Source organism: Pseudorhizobium xiangyangii (genome assembly GCF_020531965.1).
Classification (GTDB): Bacteria; Pseudomonadota; Alphaproteobacteria; order Rhizobiales; family Rhizobiaceae; genus Neorhizobium; species Neorhizobium xiangyangii.
This window is the reverse complement of record NZ_JAJAWH010000009.1, coordinates 22899-39018: the sequence shown is the minus strand read 5'-3', so window position 1 is coordinate 39018 and position 16120 is coordinate 22899. Positions and strand designations below refer to the sequence as shown.

The window sequence follows — 16120 nt, the reverse complement described above, 5'->3', positions numbered from 1 at the left end:
TGGGTCGAGCGGGGACGCGAACGCGCACTGGGCCGGCGACCGAACAGGATACGCGCCAACCCCCGGCCGTTGGCGGATCTCGGTCCGTTGGGCAATGGCGCCTTGCCACTCATCGCAGCACCTCCTATCTCTGGCACTTCCTCATGAAATACCGGAGTGCTTCCTTGGCCGTCTCCCGCAGAACGATTTTCACCGACCTCCCCGCCGCTTCCGTCGCTGACAGGAAGCCGGTCTCGGATACCCGCCACGGGATAACCCGCACGGACGACTATGCCTGGATGCGGGCGGAGAACTGGCAGGCGATGTTCAAGGATCCGAGCCTGCTCGATCCCGGCTTGCGCCAACATCTGGAGGCGGAGAACGCCTACATGGAAGCGGCGATGGCCGATACCAAGGCACTGCAGAAGACGCTGTTTGCCGAGATGAAGGGCCGTATCAAGGAAGACGACAGTTCCGTTCCGATGAAGGACGGACCTTTCGCCTACGGCACCGCCTACGTGACCGGCGGCGAGCAACCCCGCTACTTCCGCATTTCCCGCGACGGCGACCACAAGGACGAGGCGAGCCGCAAGCTCCTGCTCGACGGCGACAAGGAAGCAAAGGGCAAGGATTATTTCCGCCTCGCCGGCCTTGACCACACGACCGACCACCGTCTCGGTATCTGGGGCTATGACGACAAGGGTTCGGAATATTTCACCCTGCGGGTCCGCGACCTCGAGACCGGCGAGGATTTCGCCGACGTGCTGGAGAATACCGCCGGCGGCGGGGTCTGGGCGCCGGACGGCAAGAGCTTCTTCTATACGTTGCAGGACGAGAACCATCGGCCATCCAAGGTCTTCCACCACATCCTCGGCCAGAAGCAGGAGCAAGACCGTCTCGTCTACGAGGAGAAGGATCCCGGCTTCTTCATGGGCGTCGGCGGCTCGCTGCTCGACGATTTCATCTATATCGACATCCACGATCACGAGACGTCAGAGTATCGCCTGCTCTCCACAAAGGACCTCACCGCCGAGCCGAAGCTGGTGGCCGAACGGGAGGAAGGCGTGGAGTACTCGATGACGGAAGGCGGCGAAGTCTTCTACATCCTGACCAATGACGGCGACGCCAAGGACTTCAAGATCATGGAAGCGCCGGTGACGGCGCCGGGCAAGGAGAACTGGCAGGAGATCGTGGCCCACGAGCCGGGCCGGCTGATCCTGTCGCACATGGCCTTTGCCCGGCATCTCGTCTGGTTGCAGCGAAAGGACGGCCTGCCGCAGGCCATTGTCCGCGACCGCAAGACAGGCGAAGAGCACGCCATTGCCTTTGCCGAGGAAGCCTATTCGCTGGGTCTTTCGGGTGCCGCCGAATACGAGACGGACGTCATCCGCTTCTCCTACTCGTCGATGACGACGCCGGGGCAGCTCTTCGACTACAACATGGCGACACGTGAGCGCGTGCTCCTGAAGACGCAGGAAGTGCCATCCGGCCACAATCCGGATGACTACATCACCCGCCGCGTGTTCGCGGCCGCGCATGATGGCGAGCAGGTGCCGGTTACCCTGCTCTACCGCAAGGACACCCCGCTCGACGGTTCGGCGCCCTGCCTTCTCTATGGATACGGCGCCTATGGCATCACCATCCCTGCCGGCTTCAACACCAACTGCCTGTCGCTCGCAGACCGCGGATTCGTCTACGCCATCGCCCATATCCGCGGCGGCAAGGACAAGGGTTTTGCCTGGTACGAAGACGGCAAGATGGAGAACAAGGAAAACACCTTCAGGGACTTCATCGCCGCTGCGGACCATCTGGTCGGCGAAGGCTTCACCTCCTACGAGGACATCATCGCCGAGGGCGGGTCTGCCGGCGGCATGCTGATGGGGGCGATCGCCAACATGGCCCCGGAGAAGTTCGCCGGCATCATCGCCGCCGTACCCTTCGTCGATGTGCTGAACACGATGCTCGACGACACGCTGCCGCTGACGCCGCCCGAATGGCCGGAATGGGGCAACCCGATCGACTCGGAGGAGGAATACCGGTGGATCGCGGCCTATAGCCCCTACGATAACATCGGCACCAAGCCGTATCCGCCGATCCTGGCGCTCTCCGGCCTGACCGACCCGCGCGTGACCTACTGGGAACCGACGAAGTGGGTGGCGAAGCTGCGCGAGAACGCGCCGCAAGCCGGCCCCTTCCTCTTGAAGACCAACATGGCAGCGGGCCATGGCGGAAAGTCCGGCCGCTTCCAGCGGCTGGAGGAGATCGCCTTCGAATACGCCTTCGCCATCAAGGTGGCGGGCAAGATGTAATCATCGGCCCAAGGGAGGGGAGATGACCGTCTACGTAGCTTTGCTGAGGGCGGTGAATGTCACCGGTACGACCCTGCAGATGACCGAACTCAAGGTCATCTGCGAAGGGCTCGGCCTTGCGGATGTCAAAACCTACATCCAGAGCGGCAACGTGCTGTTCCGCTCGGATGATGGGGAAGAAGCCGTTGCGGCAAAGCTCGATGAAGCGTTGGCCAGGAGATTCGGCAAAAAGCCCGGCGTCATGGTGCGCACGACGGATGAACTCGGGGCCATCGTCGAGAACATCCCCTTCCCCCATGCCAAGCCGAATTTCCTGCTCGTCCATTTTCTCCCGGAGACCGCGCCGGTCGGGGCGCTTGAGGATCTGGTCGCGCCCGACGGCGAGGAGGCCGTCGTCCGTGGCCGGGAAATATGGGTGCACTATCCGAATGGATCGGGCCGCTCGAAGCTCAGGCTGAAGGCTATCAAGCCGGCCACCAGCCGCAATCTCAACACTGTCCGAAAACTTGCGGAACTGGCACGAGAGATGGCTGAAGCCTGAACTGGCGACCGCCGCCAAATCACCATGCGCATAAGCATTCCCGAATCTGTCAAGTGACCGATTGAGCGCGCCGCGCAATTGCGCAAGCTTCGCGCAAGGTTCCATCATTAACCATTTGTTAACGATTGAACCAGGTGTAAGCCATGCAGATCGACAGCAGCCTCAGCGGCTACCATTACCCGACGCGCCCCCAGATGATCGAGCGCATCACCGAGGAACCTGCACAGCGGGAGGTGGAACAACCGTTCCGCTCCGGCTCGACGCTCACGGGCAGCAGTACTCTTCTTTCGAGTTCGCTTGCCAGCGCCCTTTGGGGCCTGCGTGACAGCGGGCAGGCACCCGCCGCCATCAACAAGCCTTCAAACGTGCCCGATGTGCCGGTCGATTGGGTCCAGGAACTTTATCAGGAATTTTCCGGGGGGCGCTGACCATTCGGCCAGGTTTCCCGCCACTGCTCTCCGATTCCCCCTGCATGATCCATTTCCGGCAGCCGCCATGCCTTGCGATCAATCGAGAGGCTCATCACGTCCACGATCGGCGGCCTTGCTCTCAACTCCCCATGCCTGACAACCAGCCCCACTGCAGGTGAGCACCTATCCGTTCGGCGCGTGCGCCTTGTGGACATTCCCCGAGCAGCACCGGTCATGCGCCGCGTGATGGCTGTCCTCGCCATGGCTGTGGCCCGCATGCGGATCGAGTGATACCTCTCCGCCACGGTTCCATTCTTCCCAGGAATGTCTCAGGATCTGCACGGACGACGACAGGAACAGGCCTGCCATGATGGCGGCGACGATCAGGTCCGGCCATGCGGTTGCCGTTCCCCATACGCCGAGCGCTGCCAGCATGACGATCACATTGCCGATCGCATCGTTGCGCGAGCAAAGCCAGACGGAGCGGACATTGGCGTCGCCATCCTTGTAGTTGATGAGCAGCCAGACGCTTGCGAGATTGGCGGCAAGGGCGAGGAAACCGATAACGCCCATGACCGGCGCTTCCGGAACACCGTGATAGAACACACGGTAAATCGTGGCGCCAAACACCCAGAGCCCCATCAGGAAGAGGCTTATGCCCTTGGCGGCAGCCGCTGCGGTGCGCACCCTGAGGGATGAACCGATCACCGCCAGCGAGATGCCGTAGGTGACGGCATCGGCGAAGAAATCCAGTGCATCGGCCTGCAGCGCCTGCGAACGCGCCATGTGCCCCGCGGCCATCTCGACGAAGAACATCGCCCCGTTGATGGCGATGACGGCCCATAGCCGCCGCTTATAATCCGCCGAAAGTCCCTCGAACGTGCCGTGATGTTGGCCGCAGGATGCGCTCATGATGTCACCTTGATCCTTGTTTGTTGACCGGTGACGACATAGCTAATCCCTCTAGCGACTATAGGTTCAAGAGGCTTCAGGCAAAAATGTACTCGATCGGCGATCTTTCCCGACGCACCAGCGTCAAGGTGCCCACGATCCGCTATTACGAACAGATGGGGCTGATCAGCGCCGCCCATCGCTCGGAGGGCAACCAGAGGCGTTACGAGAAGGCCGACCTGGAGCGGCTGGCCTTCATCCGCCATGCCCGGGACCTCGGCTTCGACATTCCGGCCATCCGGGAACTGATAGCGCTCAGCCGCCATCCGGACCTTCCCTGCGCCGGAGCGGACCGGATCGCGGAAGACCATCTCGGCGCGGTACGGGCGAAGATCGAGAAGCTGAGGAAGCTCGAGCACGAGCTGGAACGCATCGTCTCCCACTGCTGCGGGCATTCCGTCGAGGACTGCTACGTCATCCGCGCGCTGTCCGATCACGCGCTGTGCGAAGCCGAGCATTGAAGCGTTGACAAGCTAAAAAATTCGGCGCATCTAATCCCGCATGATCGACGCACGCGCACCCATCTCCTGCACGTATTTTTGGGCCTACCGGTAACGGGCGGCTCGACAGATCATAATGTCAACGAGCCGCCGTCAGGCGGCTTTGTTGTTTCAAGACGGCTCCTCCTGACGGCGACAGAACCAAGAGGAAGCCAAGATGACCGAAGATACCGAAACCACCCTTCCCCGCCCGGCCGTTGTGACCATTCGCGCCGCCAAGCGCCATGACCTGCCCGAACTCAACGAGATGATCGCGCTTCTCGCGTCCCACCACGGCGACGCCGCCGCGATCACGCCTGAAAAGCTGGAGCGCGACCTGTTCGGCTCGATGCCGTGGATCCAGGCGCTGGTCGCCGATGGCGGCGACGGCCTGATGGGATACGCCATCATGGTGCCGCTTTACAGGGCCGATACCGGTACGCGCGGCATGGACCTGCACCACCTGTTCGTGCGCGACGGCCATCGCGGCCATGGCATCGGCCACCACCTTGTCTCGCGTGCCCGGGAGATTGCCCGCACCGCCAGTTGCGACTATCTTTCCGTCAGCGCCGCCACCGGCAATTTCGCAGCCCACCGTTTCTACGAGCAGATGGATTTCATGCCCCGTCCGGTGACCGGAATGCGTTACATGCAGGCGCTCGCCTGAGCGACGGAGGAGGTTATCCATGACGCGTATCGCCATTGCGCTGACACCGCATTTCGCGGACTGGGAATGCGCATTGCTGATGGCGGTGGCGCGCGGCTATCTGGGAGCCGACGTGGTCACCGCGTCGCCTGATGGCGACGCCGTCGTTTCCATGGGCGGCCTGAAGGTGATGCCGGATCTTGCCTATGATGTGCTGGATCCCGCCGTCTTCGACGCCCTTGTCATTCCCGGCGGCCTTGCATGGGAGAGCGGTGAAGCGCCTGACTTCACGCCCTATGTCCAATCCTTCCACAGCCACGGCAAGGTGGTCGCCGGCATCTGCGCGGCGGCAAGCGCACTTGCGGCGACCGGCGTATTGAACGCGGTGGCCCATACCGGAAACCGGCTGGCATCCCACAAGCAGTATCCCGCTTATCTCGGCGATGCGCTTTACCGCGACCAGCCGCAGGCGGTCAGCGACGGACGGGTGATCACCGCGCCCGGAAATTCGCCGGTTACCTTCACCATGGAAATCCTCAAGGCTCTCGATCTCTGGGGACCGCAAGCGGAAGCGGAGATCAAGGCATTCAGTGGCGAGCACCACCAGGCCTGAAGCCGTTCAATGTCCGTGATGATGCCCCGCATGAGGGCCATGAGACGGGCGCGCGACCGGGTGCCCGATGGCACGGGCCTCCGCGCCCGCGCAGCAGCTTTCGCCATGAGTCACTTCCAACGTCGAATGCGCGATGCCGAACGCATCCTGCGCCACCTGCTTCAGCTGCGCCCTGATCATGTCGCTCTCGTTACGTCGCGTTTCCTCGAGCACGACATGCGCCTCCATGGCGACGAGCCGTTCATCTATTGCAAAGACATGGACATGGTGGATATCGACCACGCCGTCGATGCCCGACAGCGTTTCGATCAGCCTCGGCACGTCGATCTGCGGCGGCGTGCCGAGCATGAGCATGCGGATCGAGCCGCCGATCTCGGCAAAGGCCTGCCAGAGAATGTAAACGGCGATGACCAGCGTGACGATCGGGTCGACGATCCGCCAGTCGTAGAGAAGGATTAGCGTACCGGCGATGATGACGCCGACCGAGCCGAGAGCATCGGCGACATTATGGACGAAGGCGGCACGGATATTCATGCTCTCCTTCGACATCGTGTAGGTCAGGAGCGCGGTCGCGGCATCGACCACAAGCGCAACTCCGGCCACCACGACCACGATGCATCCTTCGACCGGCTCCGGCGTGATGAAGCGCATGATCGCCTCGTAAACGAGGTAAAGCCCGATGACGATGAGCGTCGTGTAGTTGATCAGCGCGGCGACGACCTCCGCCCGGACATAGCCGAACGTCATCGACGCATCGGATGGCCGGCGAGAGATCTTTCGGGCAGCGGCGGCGATAATCAGCGAAGCCGCGTCGCTGAAGTTGTGAAGCGCATCGGCAATCAGAGACAGGCTGCCGGACAGGATGCCGCCGGCAATCTGCGCCACCGTCAGCAGCATATTGACGGCGATCGCCCAGACCATCCGCCGGTCGCCGCTGCCGGTCTCCACACCGTGATGTGCGTGGCTCATCAACGTCCCTTCCGTTCGCGACTCAACCTATTCCGGTCGGGTCGGTTCCGAAAGTTACACCTGCGAGGAACTACTGTCGTTCAGGCACAGCCTTGAGATAGGCCGCGATTGCCTCCAGATCCCCCTGCGACAGATGCGAGAGGTTCTTCTGGACCTCGACCATCGAGCCGCCGACCGAATCGTAATCGGGGGTGAAGCCGGTCTGGAAGTAGTTGACCAGATCGCCCTCGCTCCACGAGCCGACCGACCGCGAACCCGGCGTGATGTTCGGGATGCGCCCCTCGCCTTCCGGGTTCGGCCCGCCGGCCAGCCACTGGCCGGCCTCCAGCCCACCGAGCGCGTTGCGGGGTGTATGACATTCGCCGCAATGGCCGGGGCCTTCCACGAGGAACTGGCCGCGCTGCAGCTTTTCGTCGGCAGAGGCGAGGTCGACCCATGGCTCGCTGTTGAAGAACAGGAACTTCCAGCCACCGAGCGTGGCCCGTATGTTGTAGGGGAATCCCAGTTCGTGCGGCGGCGCGACGTTCGAACTCGCCGGCAGCGTCTTCATGTAGCCGAAGAGATTGTTCACATCCTCCGGGCTCATCCGGGCGTAGGACGTGTAAGGGAAGGACGGATAGAGATGCTCGCCCCCCTTGCCCACGCCGCGGAGCATGGCATTGCCGAATTCGGCAAGCGTCCAGGCGCCGATCCCCGCATTCGGGTCCGAGGATATGTTGGGCACATGGAACGTGCCGAAGGGACTGGTGAGCGGCAGTCCACCGGACATGACCTTCACCGCGTCTCCCGTTGCCCCTTTCGCCGCATGACAGCCGGCGCAGCCGCCGACCCAGAACAGCGTTTCGCCACGCGCAAGATCCGGCTCGCCGAGACCAGCCCAGCTGTCTTCCGGCAAGGGAGCCGGCTTCGTCAGGAACCAGGCGGCCGCCACGCCGACTGCAACAACCGCCGCACCGGCACCCAAAATCCTCGTCCACCGCAAAGCCATGCCATTCTCCAATGGAAACCAAAAAGGCAACCCGGCCGTGGCTGACGGCCGGGCACCGTCATTCTTATTTCTTCACACGAAACGTCTCATGACAATCCGAACAGACCGCGCCGAGGCGCCCCATGGCCGCCTTGACGCCCTCCTGATCCGCCGGCATGGACGCCATCACCGCCTGCGCCTCGGTATGGAGCTTTTCTGCCCCTGCCCGAAATTGCTCCGGCTTTTCCCAGACCGCCGGCAGCGCCTCGGTCTCGTGCCCGCTCTCCGAACCGGCAGGAAACTGATCCGGGAAAGCCTGGCTGTTCGTACTGATCGTCTTCAGCGAAGTCTCTACCGTCGCCGCGTCATAATGCTTCTCACCCTTGGCAATGGCCCCCAGAGCGCCGACGGAACGACCGATTTCCTTCATCAGATCCTGTCGGACGACCTGCGGCTCTTCCTGTGCGAGAGCCGTGGAAAGACAGAGGCAGGCGGCGCACGCCGCAATGGCATAAGACTTCAAGCGCATTGGCATTCCTCCCTTGGGCCGGGCACCGGCCGCTGACGACGGCTCACGATGCTCTCGGAGATCGCCGGGAGGAAGTAACAAGGCGGTGATAGTTTCAGCACTTTCAACGCAGTACGCCAGACGGTTCAATCGCAGGCGCGCCGGAGGGTCGGGGAGCCGCACGCGTGGCGCCGCTCCCCTCGCAGGATTAGCGCTTCAAGCGGTAGGTCTCGTGACAGTCGCCGCAGGTCGCACCCAGCGCCTTCATGGCGGCGCCGACGCCAGCCTGATCGGCGGGAACGGACGCGAGAAGCGTATCAGCCTCGGCGGCGAGCTTGTCCGACTTGGCACGGAAATCGTCCGTCTTTTCCCAGATCGCCGGCGCGGCTTCCGTTTCCATTCCGGTCTCCGTTCCGGCCGGGAACTGATCCGGGAATGCCTTCATGCTGGTGCTGACCCCTTCGAGGGCTGCCTTTACGGCTGCCCCGTCATAGGGCTTCTCGCCCTTGGCGATGGCACCAAGCTCTTTCATGGACTGGCCGACCACTTTCATCTGGGCCTGCCGAGCGGATTGTGGCTCTTCCTGCGCGAACGCGGACGAGAAACTCAGACAGCCGAGTACGGCTCCGATGACGACGGTCGACTTAAGACGCATGCAATCCTTCTCCTTTTTACCCGGGGCCGCGATGGCTCCGATGATGCGGCGCACCATGGCTTTTCATCGAGTCGGACGAAAGTAACAAGGCAGTGATAGTTGAGGAGTATCAATTTCATAGAGAAGATCGGAACAGCCGGCGGAGACATGTACGCCGGAGCGCGTTCAGACAATTTTGAGGCTTGTTTGCTTATTTGAGCGTCGGGATGGGACGCAGGGATTTGCGGATGCACCGTTGGACGCGCCAGATGCTGGGGGAATGCCTGCGAGGGACGGCGGTCCTGGCCCCATTCCACTCCCTGGTCATAGCCTATTCGGGAGCCGTCCTGGTGATCGCTCTCTGGCTCGGCAAAGCCGGAGCACTTGCGCACGGTGCCTATTTCGAACGTCTCGCACCCATCTACCTTGTCACGCTACCCGCCATCATGCTCGTTGGCGCAGCAGCGCTCGCCGTACACCGGACGGACGACTGGAGCAGCCGGTGCGGCCTGCTCCGAGCTTATGCAAACCCGACAACGATCGGCCATGCGGCCTCCGGACTACTGGCCCTGGTCAGCTTCATCGTCTTCATGGGCTCGTTCACCACCTTCAAGAACCTTATGCCGGACATCCGCGGCGGCTTTGTCTACGATCGGGTACAGGCGGACATCGATCAGCTGCTGCACCTCGGGCACGACCCGGGAGCGCTCGTGGTCGCCCTTCTGCCCCATCCTCTTCTCCGCAAAGCCATAGAATGGAACTACAGCGTCCTCTGGTCGCTTCTCGGCTTCATTCCGGTCTTCTTCATCGCCACGCATCAGGCAGCCGGCACAATACGGCTGCGCTATCTCATGACGATGGCAACGACCTGGATCGTGGTCGGCAGCATTCTCGCCTGCCTGTTCCTCTCGGCCGGCCCCGCCTTCTATGCGGGCGTGACGGGCGATGGGGTCCGCTTCGCCGCGATCACATCCTTTCTTGGAGACGGTGCGGAGGCTTCCTCCGCGGCGCTGTTCCAGGCCTATCTGTGGTCAAGCCACGAAGCCGGCACCTCCGCTCTCGGAACCGGCATTTCCGCCTTTCCGAGCATGCATGTCGCGCTGGCGATGGTGAACGCGCTTTTCCTGCGGGAGTTGAACCGGATGGCGGGCCATATAGGGTTTGCCTACGTCGGCCTCATCCTGCTCAGCTCCGTGTATCTGGGATGGCACTACGCCATCGACGGCTATGTCTCGATCCTGATCGTCCTCGCCCTCCACCCACTCATGCGGCGGCTCTTCGATCGAGGTGAGGTGTTCGCGCCTGCCTCCCGGCCGCAGGGCGCTCTCACGCCCGCAGCCCCTCCCACAGAGTGACCAGCGAGACCGCCAGCAGCAGGACGCCGGCGCCGCGGCCGATCCAAATCGTGGCGCGGCCATTGCCGACGATCGTTTCGCGCGCCTTGCCCGCCGCAAGTGCAAGCCCGCCATAGACCGCAAGTTGCGTCGCCGCCGTGATCGCCGCCATCACCGCAGCCTGCGGCGCAAGGGGGCCGAAGTCCGGGCGGAGGAATTGCGGGTAGATCGCCAGCATGAAGAGATAGGCCTTCGGGTTCACCAGGCAGGTGATCGCCCCCCGCCGGAAGGCCTGCCAGTGGCTTGCCGCATCGGCAGGACCAACGCCATCAATGACGATGGAACTGCGCATCAGGCTAATGCCGATCCAGGCCATGTACGCCGAGCCGGCGATCAGCAACGGCGAAAACAGCGTCGGCATGAGGCTGGCGAGAAGCCCGACGCCGACGGCCCCGTAGATCGAATGAACGAGGCCTCCCGCCATGATGCCGGCCGTCGCCGAAAGACCCGCCGTGCGCCCGCGTGTCAGCGAGTTGGCGAGCACGAAGATCATGTCCATGCCCGGTACGATGATGATGCCGAAAAGAAGGGTGAAGAAGAGCCAGAGATTGTCGCCGTAGGTCATGTCAGTTTCCTGTCGTGTCGGCCTCGTTCCGAACACCGGAGAGGCTTGCTTTTCAATTGGATGCACGACGATATAGCGGAGGGCTACTGACAGCGTTCTGTCAGTAGCCCTCTCGGGAGACGAGGAAAAATGGCATGCGCAAGGCCTCTCGGTTGTTCGAGATCATCCAGATCGTGCGGCTCGCGAAGAAGCCTGTAACGGCGGCAGAGATCGCCGCTCAGCTGGAGGTCACCGTCCGCTCCATCTACCGCGATATCGTCGAATTGCAGTCGATGCGGGTGCCCGTCGAGGGCGGTCGCGGCATCGGCTATATCCTGAGACCGGGCTTCACCCTGCCGCCGCTGATGCTGACCGTCGAGGAGACCGAGGCGATCGTGCTGTCGCTGGCGCTGCTGGAGCGGACAGGAGACGCCGAACTTCGGCAGGCAGCCAAGCAGGTGAACCGCAAGATCGCCGCAGCCGTTCCGCCGCCGCTTGCCGCAACCTTTTCCGCCAACGCGCTGCACGCCTGGGGGCGCCCTGCTCCCGCACCGGAGGCGATCGACCTCGCCATGGTCCGGCGAGCGATCCGCGATGAACGGAAGCTGGCGCTCGGCTATCGGGACGAACTCGCACGCGTGACGGAACGGACTATCCGGCCAATCGCGCTGATCTACTATTCGCAGACCGCCAACATCGTCGCCTGGTGCGAACTTCGCGAGGCGATCCGCAATTTCCGGGCCGATCGCGTGGAGGATTGCGAGGCGCTCGATGTCTTCTTCCCCGGTGAAGGCGACGGCCTGCGCAAGCTTTGGGTCGATGGCTGGAGAGCCCCGGAAACGTGACGCAGCCCTCTGCAGTTGACGAACAATACTGCCCGCGACACATTATGGCCCTTCGAGGAACCGCAGTATTGCACCAGCGCCCCTGCGTATCGGAAGCAACACTGCCGGGCGACCCGGCCAAATACTCTGGATTACCTTCGAAACCCGTTGCCCATGTCTAGGCGTTCTCCGTAATCTCTGCTTAGACGGAACCGGGAAAAACTTGCTGGGGGGGTAGATGATGCGTTTCCTGTCGATCGCGGGGATGGCGGCCATTGCGATGTCGGTCGCCTCCTGTAATTCGATGTCGAAGGAAGAGTGCCGGGTGGCCGACTGGAATGTGGTCGGCGACACCGATGGGGCTGCCGGTCACAATCCGCAGCAGCGGTTTGCCGACCATCTGAAATCCTGCTCCAAGAGCGGCATCACGCCCGACCAGACCCGCTGGTACGCAGGCTATCAGGTCGGCATCAAGCGCTACTGCACGCCGCTGGGCGGCGCTGCCGCCGGCGAGGCGGGCAACGCCTACCACAATGCATGCCCGGCCGAACTGGAAGCGGAGTTCATGCGCGGCTACAGCCTCGGCAAGCGGGCTCACGATCTTCGTTCCCGCGTCAGCTCACTGGAATCCACCATGCGGTACAAGGACTCCGAGATCGACACCCTGTACGACGGCATGAAGGACGCAAAGGACGGCGAACGACGCAGCATACGCGGCAGGATCGACGACCTGGAGCGCGACCGGCACCGCATGCGACGGGAATTGGACGACGCCCGCTATGATCTGACGAACGCGGAGCGTGATCTGGATTTCTTCCGCCAAAACCCGACGGCACAGCTTTCACCGCCGCGCGACTGACCGAGCCAGCCAAACAAAAAGGGCTCCAGCGATGGCTGGAGCCCTTTTTAACGTCTCAAATCTGCCGGGAATTACTTCGTGGCGGCTTCGTAACGCTCCAGGACGTAGTCCCAGTTGATCAGGTTGTCGACGAAGGCTTCGAGGTACTTCGGACGGGCGTTGCGGTAGTCGATGTAATAGGAGTGCTCCCATACGTCGACGCCGAGGATCGGCTCCGCGCCGTGAACCAGCGGATTTTCACCGTTCGGGGTCTTGGAGATTTCGAGCTTGCCGTTCTTGACGGAGACCCATGCCCAGCCCGAACCGAACTGCGTGGTGCCGGCCGCGATGAGATCGGCCTTGAACTTGTCGTAGCCGCCGAGGTCCGAAGCAAAGGCGCTTTCCAGCTTGCCGGGCAGCTTGTTGCCGCCGCCGTCCTTCTTCATCCACTTCCAGAAATGGACGTGGTTGTAATGCTGGGCAGCATTGTTGAAGAGGGTCTGGTGCGTGCCGAAGGACTTCTTGACGACTTCTTCGACCGACAGGCCATCCATGCCAGCTTCGGCAGCCAGCTTGTTGCCGGTGTCGACATAGGCCTTGTGGTGCTTGTCGTGGTGGAACTCGAGCGTTTCCCGGGACATATAAGGGGAAAGCGCGTCGTAGTCGTATGGGAGTTCAGGAAGTTCAAAGGCCATGATCTTACTCCTTTTTCGGCAAACACCGTGAAATCGGTCGAGCGGGAACATAGGTGCGCAGGTGCCAAGAGGCAACGGCCGACTTGCCAGAAACACGCCTGATCACTGGATTGGTGAGCGAAATTCTTCAAGTCACGCCACGCCAAGGAAATGAATGGAAAAGGGATTTAGCATGTTGAAATACAAGACCGCGGCCGCCCTGCTGTTTTTCTCGTGCGGTTCAGTTCAAGCTTCTTCCGAAGAAGCCTGGGAGGCCTTCGCGCGAACCGTCGAGGAAAAATGCCTGGCGGCGGCTGCAGACACGATCGAGGCGCCGACGGCTGTCGTCGATCCCTACGGTAGCGAGAGCTTCGGGCTCGCCGTGGTGACCGGCAAGGCGAAGGGTGCAGACGCCACGATCAACCGCATCTGCGTCATGAACAAGCAGAGTGAGACCGTGGAACTCGGCAGCGAGCTTTCCGGCGATCCGCTGGCGGTGAAGAACGGGGAGTGACGGTTTTGGCCGCCTGCCGCTTCATAGCCTTCCGCATATTCGTCACAAATTGGAACTTTTTCCCGCACTACGGCTTTCATCGCGACCGCTAACGGGCAAGGATCCGGCATGTCGTTCGACTTTCTGACGTCCGACTTCCTGACTTTCGTGCTGATCGGCTTTCTGGCGCAGATTGTCGATGGCGCGCTGGGCATGGCTTTCGGCGTGCTGACGACGACCAGCCTGCTGGCCGTGGGCGTGCCCCCTGCCGTGGCCAGCGCCATGACCCATGTGACCGAGTGTTTTACCACCGCCGCCTCCGGGCTTTCGCACCTCTACCACCGCAATGTCGACTGGCGGCTCGTGGTGCGGCTGGCGCCGGCCGGCATGATCGGCGGCGCCCTCGGGGCTTTCCTGTTGTCGAATATCGATGGCGAGATGATCGAGCCCATCGTCTCGCTCTACCTGATCGGCGTCGGCCTATTCATCCTCTACAAGGCCTTTCAGCCGAAATGGCCCCGCGACGTGCGCGACTGGATCATCCCCTATGTCGGAGGCATTGGCGGCCTGCTCGATGCCATGGGTGGTGGCGGATGGGGTCCAATCGTCACCAGCAGCCTGCTTGGGCGAGGCCATGACGCGAAGAAGGTGATCGGCTCGACCAACCTGACCGAGTTCGCCGTCACCACCGTCATCTCGGCCACCTTCATACTGACGCTGGGCTGGTCGGAGCTTTCCTCCGCGATCGGCTTGATCCTGGGCGGCGTGCTGGCGGCGCCGTTGGGTGCACTGGTGGTGCGGAAGCTGCCCGTGAAGCCGCTGATGATCGCCGTCTCGCTGATCATCATCGGAACAGCGGCGGTGCGCGTGGTTTGAAGGACACAGTGCTCACTCCTGGCAGTGCCAGGCGCCAAAAGGCCAGGGCGGCGAGACAATGTCCGCCGCCTTGGCCGAAGCGAGTTTCACACCGCCTTGGCGCGGGCCCAGTCCATGTAAAGCGCCAGCGCCTTTCGCGTTACCGGCCCCTCCTGGAACTCACGATCGTCGAGCTTCGTCACCGGGACGATCTTGGAATAGTTGCCGGAGGTGAAGATCTCGTCGGCCGCCATGAAATCCTGCACCGTCAGCGTCGTTTCGCGGACCTCGAAACCTGCGTCACGCAGAAGACCGGTGACGCGCGCGCGGGTGATGCCGGCCAGGAAGGTGCCGTTGGCGACAGGCGTCATCACCACGCCGTCCTTGACCATGAAGACGTTGGAGGACGCGGTTTCCGCAACGTTGCCTTTCATGTCGCGCGCAAGCGCATTGTCGAAACCGCGCGACCGCGCCTCGATGATCATCCGGCCGCTGTTCGGGTAGAGGCTGCCGGTCTTGGCATCGGTCATCGCCACTTCCGGGTTGGGACGGCGGAAGGGGGAGACGGTCAGCGAGGAGGGCTTTGCCGCGTGCATCGGCGCCTCGAACAGGCAGAGCGCAAAGCGCGTCGATTCCGGATCGGCGGCGACCAGGCTGTAGGAGCTGCCGTGCTCGGCCCAGTACATCGGCTTGATGTAGATAGCCGTCTTGCCGTCGAACTTCCGGACACCTTCCCGCGCCAGCCGCTCGATTTCCTCGGCGGCCACGACCGGCTTCATCCCCATGTTCGTGGCGGAGCGGTTGACGCGCTGGCAATGCAGGTCGAGATCGGGAGAAATGCCGTCGAACCACCGGGCACCGTCGAACACCGTCGAACCCAGCCACATGGCGTGCGATGTCGGGCCGATAAGCGGCGGGTTGCCTGCCAGCCACTCGCCATCGACAAAGGTCCAGGTTGCAGTGCGGGGTGCGGTATTCACAGGCATTCGCGTCTCCTTGCGGTTTGGCGCCGAGTGAAGTCCTGCGGCATCCGCAACGTCAAGTGGATTTTTGCCGCAACTCCCCATCCGCGGACACCAGCGTTCAAGTGCGGTCGGTTGTTTTTGAAGCCTTTTCTCGGGTAACCGCACGCAAGCAGATAGGTCCATCACAAAAAATCATGCGGCGGAGCTACGGCATGGAGCCGAAATCGGCTTCGCTTTTCGGAAAGTCGACGACGGGCGCACAAAGCACCGGGGCGCCAAGGGCGTCAGGAGCGCGACGGTGGAGGAAGGAGGGGCGCGCGGTCAGGCCGGACGGCTTCGATCAGACTGTCTTCCATACGCCCGACGCCGTCATTGTCCAAAAGCGCGATGCTCAGGACACATCCGACAAGGAAAAGCAGAAACAGGGCAAAGGGCCAGCGCATCAGAGGTCTCCGGGTTTAGAACGCAAAACAATATCCACGGATTTTCCGCCGACCGGGCAACAGGCCAGCCAGCTTGAATTTTAG

Annotated in this window: 19 protein-coding genes; 11 read left to right on the top strand and 8 right to left on the bottom strand. The window is 62.4% G+C overall.

Features of this window, described 5'->3' with window-relative positions; translation table 11 throughout:
- Nucleotides 1-143 precede the first annotated feature (143 nt).
- The 3 genes from LH464_RS09700 to LH464_RS09690 all read left to right on the top strand — a co-directional run bounded on the left by LH464_RS09700 (nt 144) and on the right by LH464_RS09690 (nt 3257).
- On the top strand, nt 144-2288 hold the full coding sequence (locus LH464_RS09700; protein ID WP_390624960.1) for a S9 family peptidase: 2145 nt from the start codon (nt 144-146) through the stop codon (nt 2286-2288).
- Between the two features lie 22 nt (nt 2289-2310).
- Nucleotides 2311-2829, top strand: a complete 519-nt coding sequence (locus LH464_RS09695; protein WP_226786176.1) for a DUF1697 domain-containing protein — start codon at nt 2311-2313, stop codon at nt 2827-2829.
- Between the two features lie 143 nt (nt 2830-2972).
- Complete coding sequence (locus LH464_RS09690) at nt 2973-3257, top strand: hypothetical protein (RefSeq protein WP_226786175.1); 285 nt, start codon at nt 2973-2975, stop codon at nt 3255-3257.
- 165 nt (nt 3258-3422) lie between these two features.
- On the opposite strand, the gene LH464_RS09685 is transcribed toward LH464_RS09690, so the two are convergent.
- Nucleotides 3423-4151 (bottom strand): cation transporter, encoded by a 729-nt coding sequence (locus tag LH464_RS09685; RefSeq protein ID WP_226786174.1) that lies wholly within the window; start codon nt 4149-4151, stop codon nt 3423-3425.
- 86 nt (nt 4152-4237) lie between these two features.
- Here LH464_RS09685 and LH464_RS09680 point away from each other — a divergent pair, with 86 nt between their 5' ends.
- The 3 genes from LH464_RS09680 (at nt 4238) to LH464_RS09670 (ending at nt 5928) form a co-directional block, all read left to right on the top strand.
- On the top strand, nt 4238-4651 hold the full coding sequence (locus tag LH464_RS09680) for a MerR family transcriptional regulator (RefSeq protein ID WP_226786173.1): 414 nt from the start codon (nt 4238-4240) through the stop codon (nt 4649-4651).
- A 196-nt stretch (nt 4652-4847) separates the two neighbouring features.
- Nucleotides 4848-5336: a GNAT family N-acetyltransferase gene (locus LH464_RS09675; protein WP_226786172.1), complete on the top strand. Its 489-nt coding sequence runs from the start codon at nt 4848-4850 to the stop codon at nt 5334-5336.
- Nucleotides 5337-5355: 19 nt separating this feature from the next.
- Entirely contained in the window at nt 5356-5928 is a 573-nt protein-coding gene (locus LH464_RS09670; protein ID WP_226786171.1) for a DJ-1/PfpI family protein, read from the top strand.
- A gap of 6 nt (nt 5929-5934) precedes the next feature.
- Here LH464_RS09670 and LH464_RS09665 read toward each other — a convergent pair whose 3' ends face one another.
- From LH464_RS09665 to LH464_RS09650, 4 genes are all read right to left on the bottom strand, one after another.
- Nucleotides 5935-6897 (bottom strand): cation diffusion facilitator family transporter, encoded by a 963-nt coding sequence (locus LH464_RS09665; RefSeq protein ID WP_226786170.1) that lies wholly within the window; start codon nt 6895-6897, stop codon nt 5935-5937.
- Between the two features lie 70 nt (nt 6898-6967).
- Nucleotides 6968-7885 carry a cytochrome c gene (locus tag LH464_RS09660; protein WP_226786169.1) on the bottom strand — a complete coding sequence of 306 codons (918 nt, stop codon included), beginning with the start codon at nt 7883-7885 and terminating at the stop codon, nt 6968-6970.
- Between the two features lie 64 nt (nt 7886-7949).
- Nucleotides 7950-8393, bottom strand: coding sequence for a c-type cytochrome (locus tag LH464_RS09655; RefSeq protein WP_226786168.1), 444 nt, complete (start codon nt 8391-8393; stop codon nt 7950-7952).
- A 187-nt stretch (nt 8394-8580) separates the two neighbouring features.
- Nucleotides 8581-9027 carry a c-type cytochrome gene (locus LH464_RS09650; RefSeq protein ID WP_226786167.1) on the bottom strand — a complete coding sequence of 149 codons (447 nt, stop codon included), beginning with the start codon at nt 9025-9027 and terminating at the stop codon, nt 8581-8583.
- A gap of 227 nt (nt 9028-9254) precedes the next feature.
- Here LH464_RS09650 and LH464_RS09645 point away from each other — a divergent pair, with 227 nt between their 5' ends.
- Nucleotides 9255-10361 (top strand): phosphatase PAP2 family protein, encoded by a 1107-nt coding sequence (locus LH464_RS09645; protein WP_226786166.1) that lies wholly within the window; start codon nt 9255-9257, stop codon nt 10359-10361.
- On the opposite strand, the gene LH464_RS09640 is transcribed toward LH464_RS09645, so the two are convergent.
- Complete coding sequence (locus tag LH464_RS09640; protein WP_226786165.1) at nt 10333-10965, bottom strand: LysE family translocator; 633 nt, start codon at nt 10963-10965, stop codon at nt 10333-10335. The genes LH464_RS09645 and LH464_RS09640 overlap by 29 nt on opposite strands.
- 134 nt (nt 10966-11099) lie before the next feature.
- Here LH464_RS09640 and LH464_RS09635 point away from each other — a divergent pair, with 134 nt between their 5' ends.
- Nucleotides 11100-11789, top strand: a complete 690-nt coding sequence (locus tag LH464_RS09635; RefSeq protein ID WP_226786164.1) for a helix-turn-helix transcriptional regulator — start codon at nt 11100-11102, stop codon at nt 11787-11789.
- A 217-nt stretch (nt 11790-12006) separates the two neighbouring features.
- A complete protein-coding gene (locus LH464_RS09630; protein WP_226786163.1) occupies nt 12007-12627 on the top strand; it encodes a DUF2799 domain-containing protein in 621 nt (206 codons plus the stop codon).
- Nucleotides 12628-12698: 71 nt separating this feature from the next.
- Here the strand turns inward: LH464_RS09630 and LH464_RS09625 are convergent, their stop codons facing one another.
- The gene (locus LH464_RS09625) at nt 12699-13301 is read right to left on the bottom strand and encodes a superoxide dismutase (RefSeq protein WP_226786162.1); all 603 of its coding nucleotides are present in this window, start codon (nt 13299-13301) and stop codon (nt 12699-12701) included.
- Between the two features lie 154 nt (nt 13302-13455).
- Here LH464_RS09625 and LH464_RS09620 point away from each other — a divergent pair, with 154 nt between their 5' ends.
- Both LH464_RS09620 and LH464_RS09615 read left to right on the top strand, forming a co-directional pair.
- Nucleotides 13456-13794: a hypothetical protein gene (locus LH464_RS09620; protein ID WP_226786161.1), complete on the top strand. Its 339-nt coding sequence runs from the start codon at nt 13456-13458 to the stop codon at nt 13792-13794.
- A 123-nt stretch (nt 13795-13917) separates the two neighbouring features.
- On the top strand, nt 13918-14649 hold the full coding sequence (locus tag LH464_RS09615; protein WP_226786338.1) for a sulfite exporter TauE/SafE family protein: 732 nt from the start codon (nt 13918-13920) through the stop codon (nt 14647-14649).
- An 86-nt stretch (nt 14650-14735) separates the two neighbouring features.
- On the opposite strand, the gene LH464_RS09610 is transcribed toward LH464_RS09615, so the two are convergent.
- Nucleotides 14736-15614, bottom strand: a complete 879-nt coding sequence (locus LH464_RS09610; RefSeq protein ID WP_226786160.1) for a branched-chain amino acid aminotransferase — start codon at nt 15612-15614, stop codon at nt 14736-14738.
- Nucleotides 15615-16120 lie beyond the last annotated feature (506 nt).

Coding starts and splice junctions, on each gene's coding strand:
- LH464_RS09700 (WP_390624960.1), top strand. CDS start 144: ATGAAATACCGGAGTGCTTCCTTGGCCGTCTCCCGCAGAACGATTTTC.
- LH464_RS09695 (WP_226786176.1), top strand. CDS start 2,311: ATGACCGTCTACGTAGCTTTGCTGAGGGCGGTGAATGTCACCGGTACG.
- LH464_RS09690 (WP_226786175.1), top strand. CDS start 2,973: ATGCAGATCGACAGCAGCCTCAGCGGCTACCATTACCCGACGCGCCCC.
- LH464_RS09685 (WP_226786174.1), bottom strand. CDS start 4,151: ATGAGCGCATCCTGCGGCCAACATCACGGCACGTTCGAGGGACTTTCG.
- LH464_RS09680 (WP_226786173.1), top strand. CDS start 4,238: ATGTACTCGATCGGCGATCTTTCCCGACGCACCAGCGTCAAGGTGCCC.
- LH464_RS09675 (WP_226786172.1), top strand. CDS start 4,848: ATGACCGAAGATACCGAAACCACCCTTCCCCGCCCGGCCGTTGTGACC.
- LH464_RS09670 (WP_226786171.1), top strand. CDS start 5,356: ATGACGCGTATCGCCATTGCGCTGACACCGCATTTCGCGGACTGGGAA.
- LH464_RS09665 (WP_226786170.1), bottom strand. CDS start 6,897: ATGAGCCACGCACATCACGGTGTGGAGACCGGCAGCGGCGACCGGCGG.
- LH464_RS09660 (WP_226786169.1), bottom strand. CDS start 7,885: ATGGCTTTGCGGTGGACGAGGATTTTGGGTGCCGGTGCGGCGGTTGTT.
- LH464_RS09655 (WP_226786168.1), bottom strand. CDS start 8,393: ATGCGCTTGAAGTCTTATGCCATTGCGGCGTGCGCCGCCTGCCTCTGT.
- LH464_RS09650 (WP_226786167.1), bottom strand. CDS start 9,027: ATGCGTCTTAAGTCGACCGTCGTCATCGGAGCCGTACTCGGCTGTCTG.
- LH464_RS09645 (WP_226786166.1), top strand. CDS start 9,255: ATGCACCGTTGGACGCGCCAGATGCTGGGGGAATGCCTGCGAGGGACG.
- LH464_RS09640 (WP_226786165.1), bottom strand. CDS start 10,965: ATGACCTACGGCGACAATCTCTGGCTCTTCTTCACCCTTCTTTTCGGC.
- LH464_RS09635 (WP_226786164.1), top strand. CDS start 11,100: ATGCGCAAGGCCTCTCGGTTGTTCGAGATCATCCAGATCGTGCGGCTC.
- LH464_RS09630 (WP_226786163.1), top strand. CDS start 12,007: ATGATGCGTTTCCTGTCGATCGCGGGGATGGCGGCCATTGCGATGTCG.
- LH464_RS09625 (WP_226786162.1), bottom strand. CDS start 13,301: ATGGCCTTTGAACTTCCTGAACTCCCATACGACTACGACGCGCTTTCC.
- LH464_RS09620 (WP_226786161.1), top strand. CDS start 13,456: ATGGAAAAGGGATTTAGCATGTTGAAATACAAGACCGCGGCCGCCCTG.
- LH464_RS09610 (WP_226786160.1), bottom strand. CDS start 15,614: ATGCCTGTGAATACCGCACCCCGCACTGCAACCTGGACCTTTGTCGAT.